This is a genomic window from Paenibacillus sabinae T27, assembly GCF_000612505.1.
In the GTDB taxonomy this organism is placed as follows: domain Bacteria; phylum Bacillota; class Bacilli; order Paenibacillales; family Paenibacillaceae; genus Paenibacillus_AQ; species Paenibacillus_AQ sabinae.
In genome coordinates, this window is record NZ_CP004078.1 from 15001 (window position 1) to 34586 (window position 19586).

General features: G+C 52.1%; 20 protein-coding genes, 2 rRNA genes and 1 riboswitch (1 of these 23 running past the window's edge). Of the genes, 20 read left to right on the forward strand and 2 right to left on the reverse strand.

The features are described from left to right. The 3 genes from PSAB_RS00055 to PSAB_RS00065 form a co-directional block, all read left to right on the forward strand. Positions 1-1726, forward strand: a 23S ribosomal RNA gene (locus PSAB_RS00055); it begins 1204 nt to the left of the window's first position. 51 nt (positions 1727-1777) lie between these two features. Further along, positions 1778-1894: ribosomal RNA gene (rrf, locus tag PSAB_RS00060) — 5S ribosomal RNA — on the forward strand. Positions 1895-2388: 494 nt separating this feature from the next. Continuing rightward, positions 2389-2802: a hypothetical protein gene (locus tag PSAB_RS00065; protein WP_025332563.1), complete on the forward strand. Its 414-nt coding sequence runs from the start codon at positions 2389-2391 to the stop codon at positions 2800-2802. A gap of 97 nt (positions 2803-2899) precedes the next feature. Here PSAB_RS00065 and PSAB_RS00070 read toward each other — a convergent pair whose 3' ends face one another. Next, the gene (locus PSAB_RS00070; protein ID WP_025332564.1) at positions 2900-3421 is read right to left on the reverse strand and encodes a hypothetical protein; all 522 of its coding nucleotides are present in this window, start codon (positions 3419-3421) and stop codon (positions 2900-2902) included. Positions 3422-3620: 199 nt separating this feature from the next. On the opposite strand from PSAB_RS00070, the gene PSAB_RS00075 reads away from it, so the two are divergent. From PSAB_RS00075 to rsmI, 10 genes are all read left to right on the forward strand, one after another. Beyond that, positions 3621-3812 carry a sigma factor G inhibitor Gin gene (locus PSAB_RS00075; protein WP_025332565.1) on the forward strand — a complete coding sequence of 64 codons (192 nt, stop codon included), beginning with the start codon at positions 3621-3623 and terminating at the stop codon, positions 3810-3812. 207 nt (positions 3813-4019) lie between these two features. Next, complete coding sequence (locus PSAB_RS00080; protein WP_025332566.1) at positions 4020-5573, forward strand: aminotransferase class I/II-fold pyridoxal phosphate-dependent enzyme; 1554 nt, start codon at positions 4020-4022, stop codon at positions 5571-5573. 113 nt (positions 5574-5686) lie between these two features. Continuing rightward, a complete protein-coding gene (tmk, locus tag PSAB_RS00085) occupies positions 5687-6328 on the forward strand; it encodes a dTMP kinase (RefSeq protein WP_025332567.1) in 642 nt (213 codons plus the stop codon). A 153-nt stretch (positions 6329-6481) separates the two neighbouring features. Continuing rightward, positions 6482-6811: a cyclic-di-AMP receptor gene (locus PSAB_RS00090; RefSeq protein WP_025332568.1), complete on the forward strand. Its 330-nt coding sequence runs from the start codon at positions 6482-6484 to the stop codon at positions 6809-6811. 103 nt (positions 6812-6914) lie between these two features. Further along, complete coding sequence (locus tag PSAB_RS00095) at positions 6915-7358, forward strand: YaaR family protein (protein WP_025332569.1); 444 nt, start codon at positions 6915-6917, stop codon at positions 7356-7358. Positions 7359-7376: 18 nt separating this feature from the next. Further along, positions 7377-8351 carry a DNA polymerase III subunit delta' gene (gene holB, locus PSAB_RS00100; protein WP_025332570.1) on the forward strand — a complete coding sequence of 325 codons (975 nt, stop codon included), beginning with the start codon at positions 7377-7379 and terminating at the stop codon, positions 8349-8351. Between the two features lie 233 nt (positions 8352-8584). Beyond that, entirely contained in the window at positions 8585-9385 is an 801-nt protein-coding gene (locus PSAB_RS00105) for a PSP1 domain-containing protein (RefSeq protein WP_025332571.1), read from the forward strand. Positions 9386-9414: 29 nt separating this feature from the next. Further along, positions 9415-9783 (forward strand): DNA replication initiation control protein YabA, encoded by a 369-nt coding sequence (yabA, locus tag PSAB_RS00110; protein WP_025332572.1) that lies wholly within the window; start codon positions 9415-9417, stop codon positions 9781-9783. A gap of 101 nt (positions 9784-9884) precedes the next feature. Beyond that, a complete protein-coding gene (locus tag PSAB_RS00115; RefSeq protein ID WP_038595425.1) occupies positions 9885-10652 on the forward strand; it encodes a tRNA1(Val) (adenine(37)-N6)-methyltransferase in 768 nt (255 codons plus the stop codon). Next, entirely contained in the window at positions 10649-11548 is a 900-nt protein-coding gene (gene rsmI, locus PSAB_RS00120) for a 16S rRNA (cytidine(1402)-2'-O)-methyltransferase (protein WP_025332574.1), read from the forward strand. The genes PSAB_RS00115 and rsmI overlap by 4 nt, the downstream gene beginning before the upstream one ends. A 507-nt stretch (positions 11549-12055) precedes the next feature. On the opposite strand, the gene PSAB_RS00125 is transcribed toward rsmI, so the two are convergent. Continuing rightward, positions 12056-12310 carry an AbrB/MazE/SpoVT family DNA-binding domain-containing protein gene (locus PSAB_RS00125; RefSeq protein WP_025332575.1) on the reverse strand — a complete coding sequence of 85 codons (255 nt, stop codon included), beginning with the start codon at positions 12308-12310 and terminating at the stop codon, positions 12056-12058. A 302-nt stretch (positions 12311-12612) separates the two neighbouring features. Between PSAB_RS00125 and PSAB_RS00130 the strand changes: the two genes are divergently transcribed. The 7 genes from PSAB_RS00130 to veg all read left to right on the forward strand — a co-directional run bounded on the left by PSAB_RS00130 (position 12613) and on the right by veg (position 19586). Continuing rightward, complete coding sequence (locus PSAB_RS00130) at positions 12613-13899, forward strand: HD domain-containing protein (RefSeq protein WP_025332576.1); 1287 nt, start codon at positions 12613-12615, stop codon at positions 13897-13899. A gap of 27 nt (positions 13900-13926) precedes the next feature. Then, the gene (locus PSAB_RS00135; RefSeq protein ID WP_025332577.1) at positions 13927-14697 is read left to right on the forward strand and encodes a TatD family hydrolase; all 771 of its coding nucleotides are present in this window, start codon (positions 13927-13929) and stop codon (positions 14695-14697) included. Between the two features lie 197 nt (positions 14698-14894). Further along, a riboswitch (cyclic di-AMP (ydaO/yuaA leader) is annotated at positions 14895-15130 on the forward strand. Between the two features lie 279 nt (positions 15131-15409). Next, positions 15410-16567, forward strand: coding sequence for a 3D domain-containing protein (locus PSAB_RS00140; RefSeq protein ID WP_025332578.1), 1158 nt, complete (start codon positions 15410-15412; stop codon positions 16565-16567). Between the two features lie 161 nt (positions 16568-16728). Continuing rightward, positions 16729-17277, forward strand: a complete 549-nt coding sequence (gene rnmV, locus PSAB_RS00145) for a ribonuclease M5 (protein WP_025332579.1) — start codon at positions 16729-16731, stop codon at positions 17275-17277. Further along, positions 17277-18161, forward strand: coding sequence for a 16S rRNA (adenine(1518)-N(6)/adenine(1519)-N(6))-dimethyltransferase RsmA (gene rsmA / locus PSAB_RS00150; protein ID WP_025332580.1), 885 nt, complete (start codon positions 17277-17279; stop codon positions 18159-18161). Before rnmV ends, rsmA begins: the two co-directional genes overlap by 1 nt. Before the next feature lie 93 nt (positions 18162-18254). Further along, positions 18255-19154, forward strand: a complete 900-nt coding sequence (yabG, locus tag PSAB_RS00155) for a sporulation peptidase YabG (RefSeq protein ID WP_025332581.1) — start codon at positions 18255-18257, stop codon at positions 19152-19154. A 156-nt stretch (positions 19155-19310) separates the two neighbouring features. Further along, positions 19311-19586: a biofilm formation stimulator Veg gene (gene veg / locus PSAB_RS00160; protein WP_025332582.1), complete on the forward strand. Its 276-nt coding sequence runs from the start codon at positions 19311-19313 to the stop codon at positions 19584-19586.

The window sequence follows — 19586 nt, forward strand, 5'->3', positions numbered from 1 at the left end:
AGCTATGGCTTGATGCTTTGCATCAGGGGTAGGGGAGCGTTGTATGTGGGTTGAAGGTTGATCGTGAGGACAGCTGGACTGCATACAAGTGAGAATGCCGGTATGAGTAACGAAAAGATCAGTGAGAATCTGATCCGCCGAAAGCCCAAGGTTTCCTGAGGAAGGCTCGTCCGCTCAGGGTAAGTCGGGACCTAAGGCGAGGCCGACAGGCGTAGTCGAAGGACAACAGGTTGATATTCCTGTACCACCGTAATCCGTTATGAGCGATGGGGGGACGCAGGAGGGTAGTGACGCGGACTGATGGATGTCCGTCCAAGCAGTGAGGCTGGTGTGTAGGTAAATCCGCACACTTTTAAGGCCAGGCTGTGATGGGGAGCGAAAATTATAGTAGCGAAGGTCATGATCTCACACTGCCAAGAAAAGCCTCTAGCCAGGAGAAGGTGCCCGTACCGCAAACCGACACAGGTAGGCGAGAAGAGAATTCTAAGGCGCGCGGAAGAACTCTCGTTAAGGAACTCGGCAAAATGACCCCGTAACTTCGGGAGAAGGGGTGCCTCGGTAGGGTGAATAGCCCGAGGGGGCCGCAGTGAAAAGGCCCAAGCGACTGTTTAGCAAAAACACAGGTCTGTGCGAAGCCGCAAGGCGAAGTATACGGGCTGACGCCTGCCCGGTGCTGGAAGGTTAAGGGGAGCGGTTAGGGGTTAAACCCGAAGCTGTGAACCGAAGCCCCAGTAAACGGCGGCCGTAACTATAACGGTCCTAAGGTAGCGAAATTCCTTGTCAGGTAAATTCTGACCCGCACGAATGGCGTAACGACTTGGGCGCTGTCTCAACGAGAGATCCGGTGAAATTTTAATACCTGTGAAGATGCAGGTTACCCGCGACAAGACGGAAAGACCCCATGGAGCTTTACTGCAGCTTGATATTGAACTTGGGTACGATCTGTACAGGATAGGTGGGAGCCTTGGAAGCCGGAGCGCCAGCTTCGGTGGAGGCGACGTTGGGATACCACCCTGATCGTATCTAGGTTCTAACCTGGTACCCTAAACGGGTACGGGGACCGTGTCAGGCGGGCAGTTTGACTGGGGCGGTCGCCTCCTAAAGAGTAACGGAGGCGTCCCAAGGTTCCCTCAGAATGGTTGGAAATCATTCGAAGAGTGCAAAGGCAGAAGGGAGCTTGACTGCGAGACCTACAAGTCGAGCAGGGACGAAAGTCGGGCTTAGTGATCCGGTGGTACCGCATGGAAGGGCCATCGCTCAACGGATAAAAGCTACCCTGGGGATAACAGGCTTATCTCCCCCAAGAGTCCACATCGACGGGGAGGTTTGGCACCTCGATGTCGGCTCATCGCATCCTGGGGCTGAAGTAGGTCCCAAGGGTTGGGCTGTTCGCCCATTAAAGCGGTACGCGAGCTGGGTTCAGAACGTCGTGAGACAGTTCGGTCCCTATCTGTCGTGGGCGTAGGAAATTTGAGAGGAGCTGTCCTTAGTACGAGAGGACCGGGATGGACGTACCGCTGGTGCACCAGTTGTTCCGCCAGGAGCATGGCTGGGTAGCTACGTACGGACGGGATAAGCGCTGAAAGCATCTAAGCGTGAAGCCCCCCTCAAGATGAGATTTCCCAGTATGTAAGACCCCTTGAAGACGACGAGGTAGATAGGTTGGAGGTGGAAGTGCAGCAATGCATGGAGCTGACCAATACTAATCGGTCGAGGGCTTATCCAAAATAACGCAATGTTTCGTTTCGATCCAGTTTTCAGGTGATCAAGCCTGCCGTTTGGTGGCGATGGCGGAGGGGTTCCACGCGTACCCATCCCGAACACGACCGTTAAGCCCTCCAGCGCCGATGGTACTTGGACCGAAGGGTCCTGGGAGAGTAGGACGCCGCCAAGCACATAAACCACTGCTGAGTTTCAGCAGTGGTTTTTTGTATAAACAAAGAGGGGATGAGGAGGATGAAGAAGCAAGCGGCGATTAGTATAGACCGTCTCGTTCATCTTGTGTTAATGGTGCGTGATATCCAAAAGACAATAACCCTCTAAGAAAAGTTGCTTGGTATGGAGGTCGTTCCATTCGGGGAGGGACGTTAGCATGAGCTTGGCAAGGAATTTGACCCCAAAGTACAGTCTCCGACTCCCGGTTCAGCGGACGGGAGCGCAGGGACCAATCGAATCCGGCCAACCATACATAATGTGTTAATTAAAGGGCAGGAAATCGCTTGAATGGGGTGACATTTTTGTTACCGACATGGCGTTTGATCAAAGTATAATGGAAAAGTGCAAATTAAAGCATAACCTTAATACGAATGAACTACTTATAAAATTCATTTGTTGAATTTGTTCCTGTGTCTTTAGTAGCAGGGTAAGAGGGTAAGGAGGATTTAAGGTATGAAGCGAGCACGAACGCTGTGGACGCTCTTTATTTTAGGTATGGTTGTTGTAATGCTGGCGGGGTGCGGATCCAGTAAACTTTCCTGGGAATCATTTGAGGGGGCTCTTAACGAAAAAAGCTTCCCTGTACCGAAGGAAGCGAATTCTCCGGATCGGACCACGACAAACGCGGCTATGGACTACGTACGCTATACGCTGCCGGGATTAAAGGAGAAGGACAGCATTCCGGAGCCTTATATTAAAGCTATCCAGGATTGGGGCTGGCATGAACTTACGGAAGACAAGACTTCAAGTTCGCATGTGTTCAAGAAAGAGCAGCTTATTGTCCATTTAACGATCCATGACGGTTATTTTATTGTGATGGTTCCAAAAGACAAAAAAACGACCGCCCAGAGTTTGGGCGGCTCATAGGCAGCAGAAATCGCCATCCTAAGGGATGGCGATTCTATTTCCTCACGGATACAAGCGCGGGTAAGCATGGAATCAGCATATTTTGAGAAGAAAGGCGTTACTGCGAATAACATGAAACATCGGCGGGATTAAACTTCAGCATATCATCCTGTCTTCTCCAACCCGTCCGCACCAGAGCGTAGAACCTCGGAGCCAACAGCCATAGATGCATGAAAGCCAAGGAAAGAGTAAAAGCGGGCGGAGACCAGATGATAAACAGCGCCGTAAACGAAAGACCGATCCAGAAATTATGAAGCTGAACCTTGCGGAAGAGGCCGCAGCTGATGTATTGATCCGGCATGAAACCGGGCCAGGGCAGCTTAAAGGAGTTACGCCAGCGTTTGGCAATCGGATAGCCCGCAATCAACAGCACAGACCGGGAAACGACATATTGAATCCACAGAATAACCGGAACAGCGATTACAAAATAGAATAAACCGGCCGGCGAAACAAAAACGGAGTCCAGGACGACAAAAAGGATGGGAAGCGCGGCGTAGATCCTTAGAGCGTAAGGGTGAATGACCGTTTTTTTGAGAAGTTTATAATGGTAAAAGGTTGCTCCTTTATTCGTCGGTTCCATACCCATCCTCCAAATCGCATATCTCTTATCCCTACTATCGGCAATTTTAATGAATTTATTAAATATTATAGGTCAGAGCCGGTCAATGCAGGCCTCGCTTGAAAGAAAAGGGATTCAAGGATATGAAAAAACTATGAAAGGGTTTAAAATGATAGGAAGTGAAGCATACTGTTCTTAAAAGGACCAAGGTGGGATTTCGATGGAACAAGAAAATGCTAAAACCGAAACCTGCATTATATGCGGGCAGGAGAAGGAAGAGGGCATTCGCATCGTGTCGCAGTTTATTTGCGAGGATTGCGAGGCTGAGATGGTAAGAACCGAGGCGGAGGACGCCAAATACCGCTTTTTTATCGGACGGATGAAAAAAATCGGACTGCAGAAGAATGCATAAGACCCCCCCAATGGGGTGCTGCTGCTTTGCCGTAACGCTGCAACAAGGCGTATCGTTTATATCAGGCTTTACAATACGGCTTTCCCTGGCGGAGATTACAGGAGAGGCCGTTTTTGCTTGTGAGTAAGGCGGCAAATACAGGGCATAGGCGGGGGAGCGGATATCGGTTAAAATAAAGATAGGCCGGTGTGGAAGGATTTGCGATCAATGAAAGACGAAGAGCGCCAAAGCGCGCCATTATATGAAATGCTCGAACGCTACAAAGCGGAAGGAAAGATTTCATTTCATGTGCCGGGTCATAAGAATGGTCAGGCATATCGGACGGATAAAAGCGCCGGCTTGCTGGATGAGGTTATGACGGCGGATATTACCGAAATTTCGGGGAGCGATGATCTGCATCACCCCGAGGGCGTTATTCTGGAGGCGCAGAGACTCGCGGCGGATTGTTTTGGGGCCGAGGAAAGCTTCTTTCTCGTAGGAGGAAGCACAGCGGGAAACCTCGCACTGATCTTGACGGTATGCGCCGAGCCGGGGACCGTGCTGCTGGTGCAGCGCAATGTGCACAAGTCCGTTATTAACGGGCTTATGCTGGCGGGAGCGCGTGCGGTTTTTCTCGATCCGCTGCTGGATGACAGCAGCGGCCTTGCCGTCGCACCGTCCGAGGAGACGGTGCGCAAAGCGCTGGCGGCCTGGCCGGAGGCCGCCGGCCTGCTGGTGACCATGCCGAACTACTACGGCATGGGAAGCGACCTTGCGCCCCTCGCGCGGGCCTGTCACGACAGCGGCGTGCCGCTGCTGGTCGACGAGGCGCATGGGGCGCACTACGGGCAGCACCCGGAGCTGCCGCCGGGTGCTTTAAGCTGCGGCGCGGACGGCGTCGTGCAGTCCACGCACAAGATGCTCGCGGCGATGACCATGGGCGCAATGCTCCATGTTCAGGGGCCGCGGCTCGACCGCGCCCTGCTGCGGCAGCGGCTCGCCATGGTGCAGAGCTCCAGCCCATCATACCCCGTGATGGCTTCGCTAGATCTGGCGCGCCGGCTGCTGCACTCGCGGCGCGCCGATGCCTTCACGGCGGGGCTGGCCGCCGTGGAAACGGTGCAGCGCGGCCTGGCGGAGCTGCCGCGCTTTAAGGCGCTGCGGCCGCAGGCGCCGCAGCGGCACACCGGCGGAGGCGAATCGGAAGTCTCCGCCCCCGGGCAGGCGCCGCGAAGCCGAAGCGGCGCCTACACCACGCAGGACCCCTTCAAAGTCGTCATTTATGACGCCACCGGGGTCCTGAGCGGATTCGAGCTGCAGGCCGAGCTCGAAAGGAGGGGCTGCGTGCCGGAAATGAGCGATGAACGGCACGTGGTGCTGCTCTTCAGCCTCGGTTCACGGGCTGAAGATGCCGTCTCGCTGCTTGCGGCGCTGCGGGACATCGACAGGGAGTGCCCGCCAGGCCGCCCTGCCACCTCCGGTTCCACTCCTGTTTCCACGTGGAACAATTTTGAACCTCGCTCTTTACCGGCGCCGGTTCAATTTTCCCTAAGACCCGTCGGGGAGGAAGAAACGGAATGCATCAAGCTTGAAGAGAGCGAGGGCAGGGTCGCGGCAGAGATGGTCATCCCTTATCCGCCGGGCATCCCGCTGCTCTATCCGGGCGAGGTTATTACCGGGGAAATAAACCGCAGGCTGCGAAGCCTGGCAGAAGCGGGGGCAAGGTTTCATTCCGTGTCCGATCTGGCTTTGCAGACGATAAAGGTATATATAACACGGTAGAAATATAGAGCCGCCGCATATAGTAACATAGGGCTGCATAGTCAGCACGGATACTTTTTTTGCGGAGGGCAAGAATTATAAGCATTGGAATAAAGAAAGGCGGAGTGACGTTATTGGGCCGGGAAGGATTTTTTATTACACTTGAGGGCGGAGAAGGATCGGGCAAAACAACGATCATAGGCAGGCTGGCCGCTTATTTGCAGAACCGCTCCCTTCCTTATTTAATTACCCGGGAGCCGGGCGGCATTGAGATTGCCGAGAAGATCCGTTCCATTATACTTGACCCAGCCCATACGGCAATGGATGCGCGAACTGAAGCGCTGCTGTATGCCGCATCAAGAAGCCAGCATTTGGCCGAAAGAGTGGAGCCGGCGCTGAAGGCCGGACTTATTGTGCTGTGCGACCGATTTGTGGACAGCAGCCTTGTCTATCAGGGCTATGCCAGAGGTTTGGGCATGGAGGAGGTACGGGCGATCAACCAGTTCGCCACCGGCGGACGGATGCCCGACCTCACCTTTTATCTGGATATCGAACCGGAAGTGGGACTGGCAAGAATTACGGCCAGCGGAGACCGTGAGATCAACCGGCTGGATCTGGAGAGCCTTGCCTTTCATCAAAAGGTTAGAGAAGGCTATCGCATGATTGCCGAGGCCAATCCCCGGCGGATTGTTACTTTGGATGCCGGCCGGCCGCTGCATGTGGTCGAACGGGAGCTTATTCATACCCTTGAGGACAGGCTGTTAAAGGATTTTTAAACTTTGTTGTCTAATATATTATATAAAGCGGCCATTTCTTCTCAAGAAAAAGATATCAGGATTCAGGTTCCCCGCATAGTATCTGGTATGATTGAAGTTCATTCTTCACTTTGTGGGACTATCACAAAATAACGCCAAAGAGGAGATGCTAAGATGAAACTGATTGTTGCGATTATCCAAGACAAGGACAGCAACCGTCTGTCCAGCGAACTGGTGAAGGCTAATTTCCGTGCAACCAAGCTGGCAAGTACGGGCGGGTTTTTGCGGGCGGGAAATACCACCTTCATGATTGGGGTGGAAGACAGTCAGGTTGAATCCGTACTCAGCGTTATCCGCAATAACTGCAAGGTCCGTGAACAACTGGTTACTCCGGTAACCCCGATGAGCGGAACGACGGATTCCTATCTGCCGCTTCCCGTCGAGGTTCAAGTTGGCGGAGCGACTGTATTTGTACTTCCTGTCGACCGGTTCGAGCACTACTAAGCATCAGCGGGAAGAAACGGCTGGGCGAATACGTAATCGGCAGCCGTTTCCCGTTCGATTTCATGCATGATATCAATTGGCATAGAAGGGCGATGGGCGACCCATGAAGATTAATCCGGGCTTCAGGCCTTTAAAGAATGAACTGCCCCTAACTGAAAATGCGAACAAGCCGGTTCAGCAAAAAACGTTCTCCGATGTATTCCAGCAGCATGGCGAACAGGCGACACGGGATGAATTAACCCGTCAAATTCAGGAGATCCAGACCCAAGGCGAGCGTCTTTCCAAATCAATGACGATACGCGAACTCGCGATTTACCGGGTCATGGTCAAAAAATTTCTCGAAGAGACGGCACGCCGCGGTGTAAGGATTAAAGATACCAAAGGCTGGGACCGGAGGGGACGCGGCAAACGATATAAGCTGCTGGAGGAAATCGACGCCGCTTTGCTGACGCTTGCTGATGAGCTGCTTGAGAGCGAGCAGGGGCGAATCGAACTGCTGGGCAAGGTAGGCGAAATTCGCGGTATGCTGATTAACCTTTCTTTTTAACGGCTATAGGAGGATAGTATGCCTTTTGACGATATATTGGGACAGACAACCGCCAAGCAGATTTTGCAAAATTCACTGCGTACGGATACGCTGGGTCATGCTTATTTGTTCAGCGGTCCGGCGGGCAGTGGTCAAATGAAGACGGCGCTTACGCTCGCCCAAGCGATTTTTTGCAAGACTCTCAAGGATGACGCCTGCGGTGAATGTCTGGAGTGCCGGAAGGTCCAGCATGGCAATCATCCGGATTTAAAGATAATTTCGCCGGAAGGCAGCAGCATCAAAATCGATCAGATCCGCGAATTACAGCGGGTCTTTTCATATCGTGCCGAGGGAGGCAATCCGAAGGTCTACATTATAGATCAAGCGGACAAAATGACGGTTCAGGCCGCCAACAGCCTGCTCAAATTTTTGGAAGAGCCCCCGGTTCCTGCGGTTGCCGTGCTGATTGCAGATAACAGCCAATCGCTGCTTCCGACCATCCAGTCAAGAACCCAGCGCGTGCCGTTTGCGCCGCTGCCTCCGGAGATGATGCTTCAGGCTTTGTCGGATGAAGGAGTCCCCGCTCCTCTTGCGCGCTGTGCGGTATCTTTGGCCTCCGGACTGGAAGGATGCAAAGAGCTTTTGGAGCAGAATTGGTTTGCAGAAATGAGAAATCTAGTGTTACAATTAGCGAAGGAGTCTTTGGGCAAGAACGGCTCGGCGGTGACGACCGCGGGTCAGAGGCTGTTCAAGACCGGGCTCGGTGAGCATTTGGATACCTTGTTCAGTATGTTCCACCTGTGGTTTAAAGACATGCTGTACTTCCTGTATCGAAAACACGATAGCATCGTTTTCATAGATCAATTGGACCTCATATCCAATTACGCCAGAACGCGTACTTCTTCGGAGTGGGTGGCTTATATGGAGTTTGCTGCCGAGAGCAAGAAGAAGCTGCGCTTCAATGTTAATGCCCAGCTTTGTCTGGAGCAGTTTTTGATACGTCTGGAAAGCTAAAGAACATTTTGTTTACGCTTCCTGCGTGGCAGCTTCAAGAAGCAACACTTGGTCTGATATACGGTATGCGCCTGAAAGCGATACTTGTGTCGCTGCTTATTAAGCCTTTGCTTGGACGACAGAAGTGGTACATCCGTTCTTCTTGTGTTAACGGTTAAGGAAGAACAAGCATGAAACATCATGGAGCGGACTTGCTGGGGTTCCTTCACCGGCAGACAAGGAGGGTAATTTTGTTGTACAGCGTAGTCGGTGTCCGCTTCAAAAAGGCGGGTAAAATATATTATTTCGATCCTTTGGATTTGCCGATTGAGCAGGATCAATGCGTGATCGTCGAAACGGCGCGGGGGGTTGAATATGGCAAGGTCGTTGTAGGCAAAAAAGAAGTTCCGGAAGACGATGTCGTCCTTCCGCTCAAGAAAGTGATGCGCATCGCCGGTGATGGTGACGCGAGTGTAGTGGAGGAGAACAGGCAGGCGGCTAAGGACGCTTTTGCAACCTGTTTAAATAAAATCCGCGATCATGGCCTCAAAATGAAGCTGGTGGACGTGGAATTTACGTTTGACCGCAACAAGATCATTTTTTATTTCACGGCGGAAGGCCGGGTGGATTTCCGGGAATTGGTCAAGGATTTGGCCAGCATCTTCCGTACCCGCATAGAGCTTCGGCAAATTGGCGTTCGGGATGAAGCCAAGATGCTCGGCGGTCTCGGCCCATGCGGACGGGTACTGTGCTGTTCTTCATGGCTGGGCGATTTCGAGCCGGTCTCGATCAAGATGGCCAAAGACCAGAGTCTTTCGCTCAATCCGACCAAAATATCCGGACTTTGCGGAAGATTAATGTGCTGCCTGAAATTTGAGCATGATAACTACGAAAGCGTGAAGGAAGAGCTGCCTTCCGTGGGCAAAATGGTTATCACTTCGTTTGGTGAGGGCAAGGTGGTCGGCATCAATAGCGGAAACCGCTCGGTTCATGTACAGTTGTTTGAAGTGGGCAAAGTAAAGGAACTTCCAATGGATGATGTTGTCGTCAAGTAGACCATTAAGGTTACTTTCGGGGTGGAAACTTGGAAAAGAAAAATATTTTTGCACACATCCAGGAGTTAGAAACGCAAATGGAAACGATGCGTCTAAATCTTGGAGATTGGAAGCAGGCGGTTAAAGAATTGATGGAAGCGAACCAGCGCCTGACGCTGGAGAATGAGCAGCTGCGCAAAATTTTGAAGAGAGAGGCCCCTTCAGGTCCTTCTTCTGAAAAAAAGGCTGCCGGAAAGCCTCCCGCACCGAGTGAAATCACTTCGGATGAAGTTGTCGGCGAGGGCTACGATAATCTGGCACGGCTGTATCATGAGGGCTTTCATATCTGCAATGTGAATTTTGGACATTTGCGTACCGAAGGCGACTGTCTCTTCTGCCTGTCATTCCTTAATAAATGAGAATATCCAGCCGTAGGAGGATGCCGCCTACGGTTTTTTTAAATATAAGAAATGATTAACCGTCTTATTGAACCTGTCAATGCTGGAAGAGGAGATTAGGAATGAGTAACCGTTTGAATGAAGTTCCGCTGCTTCCTACGGAGCGTGTGGACGATCTGTTAACGCATCATTTGCATATTATTCAGAGCGATGAGGTATTCAGCTTCTCCATGGATGCCGTTCTGCTGGCCCGATTCGCTTCGGTGCCGCCGCGGGGCCGGGTTCTGGATTTATGTACAGGCAATGGGGTCATCCCGCTGCTATTGACCACCCGCACGGCGGCGGCTATCGAGGGAATTGAAATCCAGCCCCGTCTGGCGGATATGGCCCGCCGAAGTGTGGCGATGAATGGGCTCCAGGAGAGAATTACAATTCATGAAGGGGATTTGCGGACACTGCATCTTACGGCGGGCTATGGCGTCTATGATGCAATCACGGTAAATCCGCCCTATATGCCGCTGAACGGCAGCGATCTGAAGCTGAACACCCATCAGGCGATGGCCCGGCATGAAATCGGCTGCACGCTGGAAGAGGTCATTCAGGCATGTGTCCGGCTTGTCCGGACCGGCGGGAAGGTGAGCATGGTGCACAAGCCGCAGCGGCTGGTCGATATCATCAGCTTAATGCGGAAATATCGACTGGAGCCGAAGACGATCCGTTTTGTGCATCCGCGGGCAAATCTGGAGGCCAATATGGTGTTGATCGAAGCGGCCCGAGACGGCAAGCCGGAGGTGCGGCTGCAGCCGCCGCTGATTGTATATACTGATGATAATGAATATTGTCCGGAAATTCTGGATATCTACTACGGTACAAAAGAGGTACAGTCATGACTATTCAACGCCAAAGCAGCTTTCAGTCCAAAGAGACGGATAACGATCCGAAGACAGGCACCTTATTTCTGGTGGCGACGCCGATCGGCAACCTGGAGGATATGACGTTCCGGGCGGTTCGGACTCTAAAAGAGTGCGATATTATCGCCGCCGAGGATACAAGGCAGACGCGCAAGCTGCTCAGCCATTTCGACATTTCTCCCGGTATGCTGTTTAGCTATCATGAGCATAACAAAACGGCCAGCGGCCCAGAACTGATACGCTATATAATAGAAGGTAAAAATTTGGCTCTGGTCAGCGATGCCGGTCTGCCGGCCATTTCCGACCCGGGCGCCGACCTGGTTGCGCTCGCTGTGCGCGAAGGCATCCCGGTTGTTCCGGTCCCCGGAGCGAATGCCGCGTTGTCCGCGCTGATCGCTTCCGGTCTGCCGACCAATAGTTTTACTTTTGTCGGTTTTCTGCCGCGCGAGCGAAAAAGCATCCAGGCGGTGCTTGCCCCGCTGCGCGCCGCCCAGGGAACGCTGCTCTTCTACGAGTCACCGCACCGGATAGTGAAGACGCTCTCCCATTTGCAAGAGGCCTTCGGAAACCGGCGAATCGTTCTCGCCCGCGAGCTTACGAAACGGTACGAAGAATTCCTGCGCGGCACCATTGACGAATGCGCACAGTGGCTGGAAGAGCACCCGCCGCTTGGCGAATATGTCATCGTCGTTGAAGGAGAAAGCCTGGAGGAAGCGCAGGAAGCCGATTCCGCCTGGTGGCGCGCGCTCAGTATTGCGGAGCATGTCGCCCATTACGAATCGGAGGGCTCAACCCGCAAGGATGCCATGAAAAAAGCCGCGTCCGACCGCGGCGTCGCCAAGCGCGATATTTATAATGCGCTGTTGGAGGAGTAGCCACACTAAATGTCAAAGTAAAGCGAATCCCGGAGGGAGAGCCGGGGAAAACGTCGAAGTGAAGCGAATCCCGAAGGGAGAGTCGGGGGAGAACGCCGAAGTAGCAGTCCGTGACGGTCACACCAAGCGCCGAAGTGAAGCGATTCCCGAAGGGAGAGCGGTTGAGTTCCCCCCTCGTAACTTGCAGCGCCGTCAGCACGCATGAAAGGCCCCGAGGCCGATTCCGTCAGGAACCGTCCGAGAAGGGGCCGCTCCCCCGCCCCAACCCGCTAGATCCCGTCAACCCTTACGCGCCTATCCAACAATTGCGGGTGTCCAGAGGGCGCAGCCCTTGGGGCCCTCCTAAAAGTTTTCCAAAGGAAAACTCGCTTCGGAAGCATAAGCTTTGGGGAGGGTTTGGGAGGGGCCGCCCCCAAAAAAATGGCCCCCCGTATTCACGGGAGGCTAAGGAGATATAAAAAAGGTTAGAATTAACAATTTGATTAATTCCATTATAACCGATTTCGTTTAATTTGTCACAGGGGCAGGGATGGCAGAAATGCATTCGTGGCAAACAATTTTTCCTTTAAAATAAGTCACGTTCTCGGCATTTCCACAAAAAATGCAGGCAGGCTCGTATTTTTTCAGCATGATCCGCTCTCCGTCCACATAAATCTCAAGCGCATCTTTTTCTCCAATGCCAAGCGTACGGCGAAGTTCGATCGGAATGACAACCCGTCCCAGTTCGTCTACTTTTCTTACAATGCCCGTTGATTTCATCATAACAATCGTTGCTCCTCTCAATTAATCAAAAAATGTCACCATTCGACAAACTTCTCTGTTTTATGGTACATATAATACCAACCATTCCCAAAACAGTCAACCTCTTTTTAGAGGATGAATTATTTTCTGATATGATAAGGTTTCTGGAATGGCCGCAGTTCAATCTATATAATAACTATCCAAGAGAAGAAAGTACAATGTCGAAATGGAAACTAAACGATCCACTTTTTTCGACAAAAACTGACGAAATCATCTTTTTTAAAAAAATAAATCAGAAAAACCGATGTTAAGGAGCTGATTACATGCAGCAGCCGCTTACGGAAGAAAAGGTATTTAAAGATCCGGTTCATAACTACATCCATGTGCAGGATACGGTGATTTGGCGACTCATTAATACGAAGGAATTTCAGCGTCTGCGGCGCATCCGCCAGCTCGGAACCACTTATCTGACCTTTCACGGGGCCGAACACAGCCGGTTCTCCCATTCGCTTGGGGTCTATGAGATTACACGGCGTATTATTTCCCAATTTGAGCGCAGCGGGTATAAAGACTGGATTCCCGAGGAAAGGCTGCTTACGCTGTGCGCGGCGCTTCTGCATGATTTGGGTCACGGGCCGTTCTCCCATTCAATAGAAGAAGCTTTTCAAATGAACCATGAAGACTGGACATGCCGAATTATTTTGGAAGACACCGGGATTACCGAGATTTTGCAGGAAGTAGAGGAAGATTTTCCACAGAAGGTTGCCTCGGTTATTTGTAAAAAATATGAGCATGACATTGTCGTAAATTTGGTGTCGAGTCCCCTTGATGCCGACCGCATGGATTATCTGCTCCGCGACGCTTATTACACCGGGGTTAACTACGGCACGATCGATATCGATCGCATTTTGCGGGTTCTCCGTCCTTATCATGGGCGGGTAGTTGTGAAGGAATCGGGGATGCACGCCATTGAGGACTACCTGATGTCCCGTTACCAGATGTATTGGCAGGTTTATTTTCACCCGGTTACGCGGAGCTCGGAAATTATTTTGCGGCAGGTGTTCCGCCGGGCCAAGCAGTTGTTTCAGAAAGGCTATTCCTTCCGTTTTATGGTTGAGCCGCTGACCGATTTTTTCCGTGGCGGAATCAATGTGCAGCAGTATTTGCAGCTAGATGAAGCGCTTGTGCAGGCGACTTTTATGCAGTGGGCCTCCGAATCCGACGAACTGCTGAGCGACTTGTGCAGCCGCTTTATTCATCGTAAACTGTATAAATATGTAGAGATGGAAAGCCTTGATATGGAAACGATTGACGAAATTCGCCGTAGCTTCGCCGCAGCCGGACTGCACCCGGAATACGACCTGGAAATTGATTTTCCGACAGATTTACCCTATGATGTGTTCCGTCCGGGAGAGGGCTTTCACGGCAAGCAGATTCTTCTGCTGGATCGTCAGGAACGGCTTCGCGAAATCTCCGAGGTGTCGGATATCGTGCGTTCCATCAGCGGAATTCACCGGGGGCGCTATCATTTATACTATCCGCAGGACAAGCTGGAAAGAGCGCTTCCAATGCTGCCTGACTCCATTAAAGAATTGTTTGAAATTCGCTAAAAAACAGCAAGGAAAGGGGAAGTGGACATGCAGCTTTTCGACACTCACACCCATCTGGATGCTCCGCAATTCGACGGGGACCGCGAGGAAACGATTGCGCGGGCGGTAGAAGCGGGAGTAAGCAAAATGGTCAATGTAGGCTTCAACAGGGAAACGATTCCATCCACGATGAAGCTGGCCGAATCGTATGAATTTATCTACGCGGCGGTGGGCTGGCACCCGCAGGACGCGATTGATATGAAGGACGGGGATCTCGATTGGATCGCCTCGCTCTGCAGCCATGACAAAGTTGTGGCTATCGGAGAAATTGGACTCGATTACTACTGGGATACTTCGCCCAAAGACGTTCAGCATACCGTGTTCCGGCAACAAATCGGGCTGGCTCGGGAGCTGAAGATGCCAATTATTATTCATAACCGGGATGCCCATGAAGATGTGGTCCGTATTCTCCGCGAAGAGAAGGCTTCGGAAATCGGGGGGATCATGCATTCCTTCTCGGGCAGCTGGGAGACGGCCAAAATGTGCCTGGATCTGGGCTTTTATCTTTCCTTCGGAGGACCGATCACGTTCAAGAACGCGCGGGTGCCGAAAGAGGTGTTGGCACAGGTTCCGCTGGACCGTCTGCTGATTGAAACAGACTCCCCTTATCTGACTCCGCACCCCTACCGGGGCAAGCGAAATGAGAGTGCTCATGTCAGGTTGGTGGCAGAAGCTGCAGCGGAAATAAAAGGAATTGAAGTGGAAAAAATAGCTCAAATTACGTATAAAAACTCACTGGAATTATTTGGTATATTGTGAAAACGGGAGAAAAACGGTTAAAAAAGTGAGGATGAACGAAGGATTAAAGTTTTTTAACATAAAAACGGATGTTTATTACAATAATTTAACCTTTTTTTTGCGCTTATCTGGTTGAACTGTGCTTTACAACATGCATCGAAACAGGATATCATCTTGTCAGTGCAGTGAGCTGTTGTTACTGAGACAGCCGCTGATCATAAATCGTCTCGCTGAGTCTCCGTATGGAGAACGGGGGAACCAATATCGCTTTGCCGTATGCCGATAGCCTTACATAACTGTACATCAGGTTGGCGTTGCAAGCTGTATTTGATTTCTTCACGTGGTCTTTGGGGTGAATTTGAAGGCAATCGCCATGAGCGGTTGACCCGAGATAGGGCGTCTCTCTTTCGTCCGAACCCGACAGCTAACCCCGTAAGCGCAAGTAAGAGAGGAAACCTCGTGCTTTGGCCGTTTATTCGGACATTCCAAGAAGCCACGAAAGAGTCCTCTGATTCAGACTCTTTATTTAGGCTTCTTTTTGTTTGACTTAAACGCGGTCGGCCTGTGAACTGTTATATAACAGGCTGAGAATGCCATGCCGGGCAGGCGATTTATGAGCAGGATGCGAGAAGCCGCGATTAGTATCGTGTCCTGTGACAATCTCTTGTAGTTTTGCCTTGAACCTGCAGTTCGGTTTACGGTTCGGGCGGACTATGTAAGGAGGATGTAGATGATGGGCGTATTCCAACCCGAAGTATCCCATGATTCGCAATCATCCAGCAGGTCTTATGCATTACGGCTACGTCTTGAACAGGTTAATTTGCGCACCTGGGCACTTGCAGGCGTAATCGGGGTAGCTATCGCGCTGCTTATTTTTCTCTACGTACACTCTCAAAGCAGCAAACAAATTGTTTTAGAGATAGACGGGCAGACTCGCACGCTGGATACGCGCGAAGCGCTTCTGAGCGAAGCTCTGGCCCAAGAATCCATCTCGTTGAAACCGTATGACAAACTATCTGCGGGTCTTGACGACGAGATCAAAGACGGTGACCGGATTGTAATTGACCGGGCGCAGGAGCTCACTCTGACTGAAAATGGACAGACCAAAAAGCTGTACACGACCGAGGATACGATCGGTCAGGCCATGAATAGTCTGGGCATTACGCTGAATGCTCACGACAAGGTTTTTCCTTCGCTAGACACCGCAATCTCCGCCAAAACGGAAGTCAAGATCATCCGCATCAACAAGCAGGTTGTGAAGCGGACCCAGAGCTTGCCTTTCCGGGTTATCAAGACGGCGGACCCCTCCCTGACCGTAGGGACCGTACGAGTAGCACAGGCCGGCAAGCCTGGCGCCATCATCCAGCATATTGAGAAGACATACCAGGACGGCAAGCTTGTCTCGATGCGCATGGTTGGCAAAGAAGTGCAGACGGTGACCAAGGATAAAGTAATCGCCGTAGGTACGAAAGCCCTGCCCAAAGCCGAAGTAGCGAAAGTATCTTCCGTTAGCAGCACCACTTCCAATAAGACCAATGTCAGAAGCAGCAATGTTGCCAGCAAATCCGGCGTGCAGTTTGAGTACAAAAGACTGATCAAGAACGTTTCGATGACGGCATATTCTTCGGAGGAACCGGGAATCGGCACGCGTACTGCTTCCGGAACACGCGTAACGGAAGGACGGACTATAGCTGTGGATCCTAGTGTGATTCCGATCGGCTGGTGGGTGTACATCGAGGGACTTGGGTTCCGCCGCGCTGAGGATACCGGCGGCGCCATCAAAGGACATAAGATCGACGTTTACTATGATTCACTGAGCCATGCCCGTAGTTTCGGCCGCAAATCGCGTGCCGTGTACGTAATCGGTCCGGTTAGACCGGAGCTGGATTAATCATTTTGCAAAAATGGCGGCAATACGCTATAGTGATGTAAGCTCGTCACTTATATAATTCTAAGCCGGAAAGAAGAGGAGCGAATCCTCTTCTTTTTTTGCTTTTATGTTTTGGTGCAGCAGGCCGGGGATAAGGCCGCTGCGGGAGGAAAAGATAAATCATGATTAAAGAATTGATTGTCGTCGAGGGCAAAAGCGATACCGCCGCCGTCAAAAGGGCGGTCGATGCCGACACGATCGAGACCGGAGGTTCGGCGGTGGACCGACGGGTCATCGCCAAGATCGCACTGGCGGCGGAGCGCCGGGGCGTCATTATTTTGACCGATCCGGATCATGCGGGGGAACGGATACGCAAGATTGTCTCGTCGAAGGTGCCGGGCTGCAAGCATGCTTTTATTCCGGAGGAGGAGGCCACTCTAAAAGGCGATATCGGCGTCGAGAACGCATCGCCGGAGGCGATCCGCCATGCGCTTAAGCATGTGCATACGTCCTTTGAAGGGGCACCGGTGCTGATAGGAATGGATGATCTTCTGGCTGCCGGGATGATTGTGCATCCCCATGCCGCGCAGCGGAGAATGGCGCTTGGGAATGCGCTGGGCATCGGTTACTGCAACGGCAAGCAATTGTACAAGCGGCTGGCGATGTTCGGCATTACGCCCGAAGAGTTCGGAGCTGCGGTGAGGCAAATCGAGCAGGGAGGTCAATCCTAATGAGCGGCAGGGAAGAAATTTCATCCCCAAAAAGGACGAAGGAAATTATCGCGGCCCATGGATTTTCGTTCAAGAAGAGCCTCGGCCAGAATTTTCTCATCGACCAGAATATTTTAAATAAAATTGTAGAGGCGGCGGACCTGAATGAAGGCACGGGCGCTCTTGAGATCGGCCCCGGCATCGGCGCGTTGACCGAGCGTCTGGCGATGTCGGCGGGCGCCGTAACGGCTGTAGAGATCGACCAGCGTCTGATTCCGATTTTGCAGGATGTACTGTCCTCGTATTCCCATGTCAATATACGGCATGCCGATGTGCTTAAAGTCGATCTGCACGAATTGTTCAGAGAAGATTTCTCGGAAGTCAGCAAGGTCAGTGTGGTCGCCAATCTGCCTTACTATGTGACGACCCCGATTCTGATGAAGCTGCTGGAGGAAAGGTTGCCGCTCTCAAACATTGTCGTGATGATTCAAAAAGAGGTCGCCGAGCGGATGGCAGCTAGGCCGGGAGGCAAGGATTATGGCAGCCTGAGCATTGCCGTGCAGTATTACAGCGAGCCGGAGCTGATCTGCACGGTGCCGCACACGGTGTTTATTCCCCAGCCGAATGTGGAGTCGGCGGTGATCCGGCTGAAGATCAGGGAGCGTCCGCCTGTTGAGGTTAAGGACGAGAAGCACTTTTTTGATGTCGTTCGAGCCTCCTTTACGCAGCGGCGCAAGACCATATCCAATAATTTGAAAGCCCGCTTCTTTCCGGGTGAGGGAAGAGAGGCGCTGGAAGCGCTGCTGGCCGAGGCGGGAATTGAACCTTCGCGCCGAGGTGAGACGCTAAGCCTTGCGGAGTATGCGCGCCTTAGCGACGTCCTGTTTGATGCAGGCCGCGTGTAGAGCCTCCTGATCGAATTTCCTGTTAAGTAATGCGGCCAAATGATGAACCATCCGTTATCTTTGCCCATACGATGGGGTAGAGGTGATGTTCTGGTGAATGTAGGAGATTTGGTCGTTCGAAGATCTTATGGCGGTGATGTGACTTTTCGAGTAGAGTATATGACGCGAAATCAGGCCATCATCAAAGGTACCGAATTTCGGCTGCTGGCGGATTCTCCGCTGAACGATCTGGTTCAGGTGCCGGCCACGGCCAAGACGGAGCTGGGGGAACGAGCGCGGATTAAAGCCGCCGAGTCGCTGACGGAGCTGAGAAAGGACCGGCAGGAGCCCAGCCGGTTCGGCGTCGGCCATGGGATGGGTATGTTGGAGCAGCCGCCGAAGGAAGTCTCTTACTTTGAGCTTCCCGGCAAGGTGCTGCATCTTGACGGCGATCCGGGTTATTTGAATAAAAGCCTCAGCCTGTATGAGCAGCTGCGAATTCCGGCCGAGGGATATCATGTTCGCGAAGCTGAGATGGCGTCGGTTTTATACCGCCTGCTGCCCAGGGTCCGTCCCAACGTCGTAGTGGTCACAGGTCATGACGGTGTGCTGAAGTCGCTGCAAACCTATGATCTGCACAGCTTAAGCAGCTACAAAAATTCGCAAAATTTCGTTGCCGCAATTCGTGTGGCCCGGGACTACGAACGCCACTACGACGCGCTGACAATTGTCGCCGGGGCCTGCCAGTCGCACTTTGAAGCGCTTCTTGGGGCCGGGGCGAACTTTGCAAGCTCGCCGGGACGTATCCTGATCCATGCTCTGGACCCGGTGTACATCGCGGCCAAGGCTGCTCTGACCTCCGTCAGGGAAACCATCAACCTCGGCGACGTGCTGCATAATACAATCAGCGGCAGCCAGGGGCTTGGCGGTATTGAAACACGCGGAAGCCTTCGGATCGGCATGCCGCGTCTGCAAGATCTTTCCACGCTGAAAGTGACGCCTTCCGCCATATAAAGAGTCCGGCCTTAAAGCTCTGTTCTTGTCCACCCGATTTTGTTCAAAAAAATATCGTTGACAAACATAATTGCCATCTAATATAATTATCTGTTTGATTTGACATATGATACTAAACGGGTTATAATGGACAAGGAAAGAGGTGGTCGTCAGGCAATGGCTAATAACGCGCTATTGGAAATTAAACGCAGTCTCGAAGCTCATGTCGGTTCTAAGATTACGTTGCGAGCAAACGGTGGCCGGCGTAAAACGGTCGAGCGCACCGGTGTCCTGGAAGAAACGTACCCTTCTGTATTTATTGTCAAACTGGATCAGGAGCAGCAATCACCTGGGCGCGTCTCCTACAGCTATGCGGATATTCTAACCGAGTCCGTGGAGATTACAGTGTGTGAGGACGATGTTCAACTGCCGCTCTTGCATGCCAAAGCGTAA

What these genes read in the sequence shown, in the direction of transcription:
- rsmI (WP_025332574.1), top strand. Translation starts at nt 10,649, where the DNA reads ATGACTATTCAACGCCAAAGCAGCTTTCAGTCCAAAGAGACGGATAAC.
- PSAB_RS00115 (WP_038595425.1), top strand. Translation starts at nt 9,885, where the DNA reads ATGAGTAACCGTTTGAATGAAGTTCCGCTGCTTCCTACGGAGCGTGTG.
- veg (WP_025332582.1), top strand. Translation starts at nt 19,311, where the DNA reads ATGGCTAATAACGCGCTATTGGAAATTAAACGCAGTCTCGAAGCTCAT.
- PSAB_RS00095 (WP_025332569.1), top strand. Translation starts at nt 6,915, where the DNA reads ATGAAGATTAATCCGGGCTTCAGGCCTTTAAAGAATGAACTGCCCCTA.
- PSAB_RS00130 (WP_025332576.1), top strand. Translation starts at nt 12,613, where the DNA reads ATGCAGCAGCCGCTTACGGAAGAAAAGGTATTTAAAGATCCGGTTCAT.
- holB (WP_025332570.1), top strand. Translation starts at nt 7,377, where the DNA reads ATGCCTTTTGACGATATATTGGGACAGACAACCGCCAAGCAGATTTTG.
- PSAB_RS00080 (WP_025332566.1), top strand. Translation starts at nt 4,020, where the DNA reads ATGAAAGACGAAGAGCGCCAAAGCGCGCCATTATATGAAATGCTCGAA.
- PSAB_RS00090 (WP_025332568.1), top strand. Translation starts at nt 6,482, where the DNA reads ATGAAACTGATTGTTGCGATTATCCAAGACAAGGACAGCAACCGTCTG.
- PSAB_RS00075 (WP_025332565.1), top strand. Translation starts at nt 3,621, where the DNA reads ATGGAACAAGAAAATGCTAAAACCGAAACCTGCATTATATGCGGGCAG.
- rnmV (WP_025332579.1), top strand. Translation starts at nt 16,729, where the DNA reads ATGATTAAAGAATTGATTGTCGTCGAGGGCAAAAGCGATACCGCCGCC.
- PSAB_RS00065 (WP_025332563.1), top strand. Translation starts at nt 2,389, where the DNA reads ATGAAGCGAGCACGAACGCTGTGGACGCTCTTTATTTTAGGTATGGTT.
- PSAB_RS00070 (WP_025332564.1), bottom strand. Translation starts at nt 3,421, where the DNA reads ATGGAACCGACGAATAAAGGAGCAACCTTTTACCATTATAAACTTCTC.
- rsmA (WP_025332580.1), top strand. Translation starts at nt 17,277, where the DNA reads ATGAGCGGCAGGGAAGAAATTTCATCCCCAAAAAGGACGAAGGAAATT.
- PSAB_RS00140 (WP_025332578.1), top strand. Translation starts at nt 15,410, where the DNA reads ATGGGCGTATTCCAACCCGAAGTATCCCATGATTCGCAATCATCCAGC.
- PSAB_RS00135 (WP_025332577.1), top strand. Translation starts at nt 13,927, where the DNA reads ATGCAGCTTTTCGACACTCACACCCATCTGGATGCTCCGCAATTCGAC.
- PSAB_RS00125 (WP_025332575.1), bottom strand. Translation starts at nt 12,310, where the DNA reads ATGATGAAATCAACGGGCATTGTAAGAAAAGTAGACGAACTGGGACGG.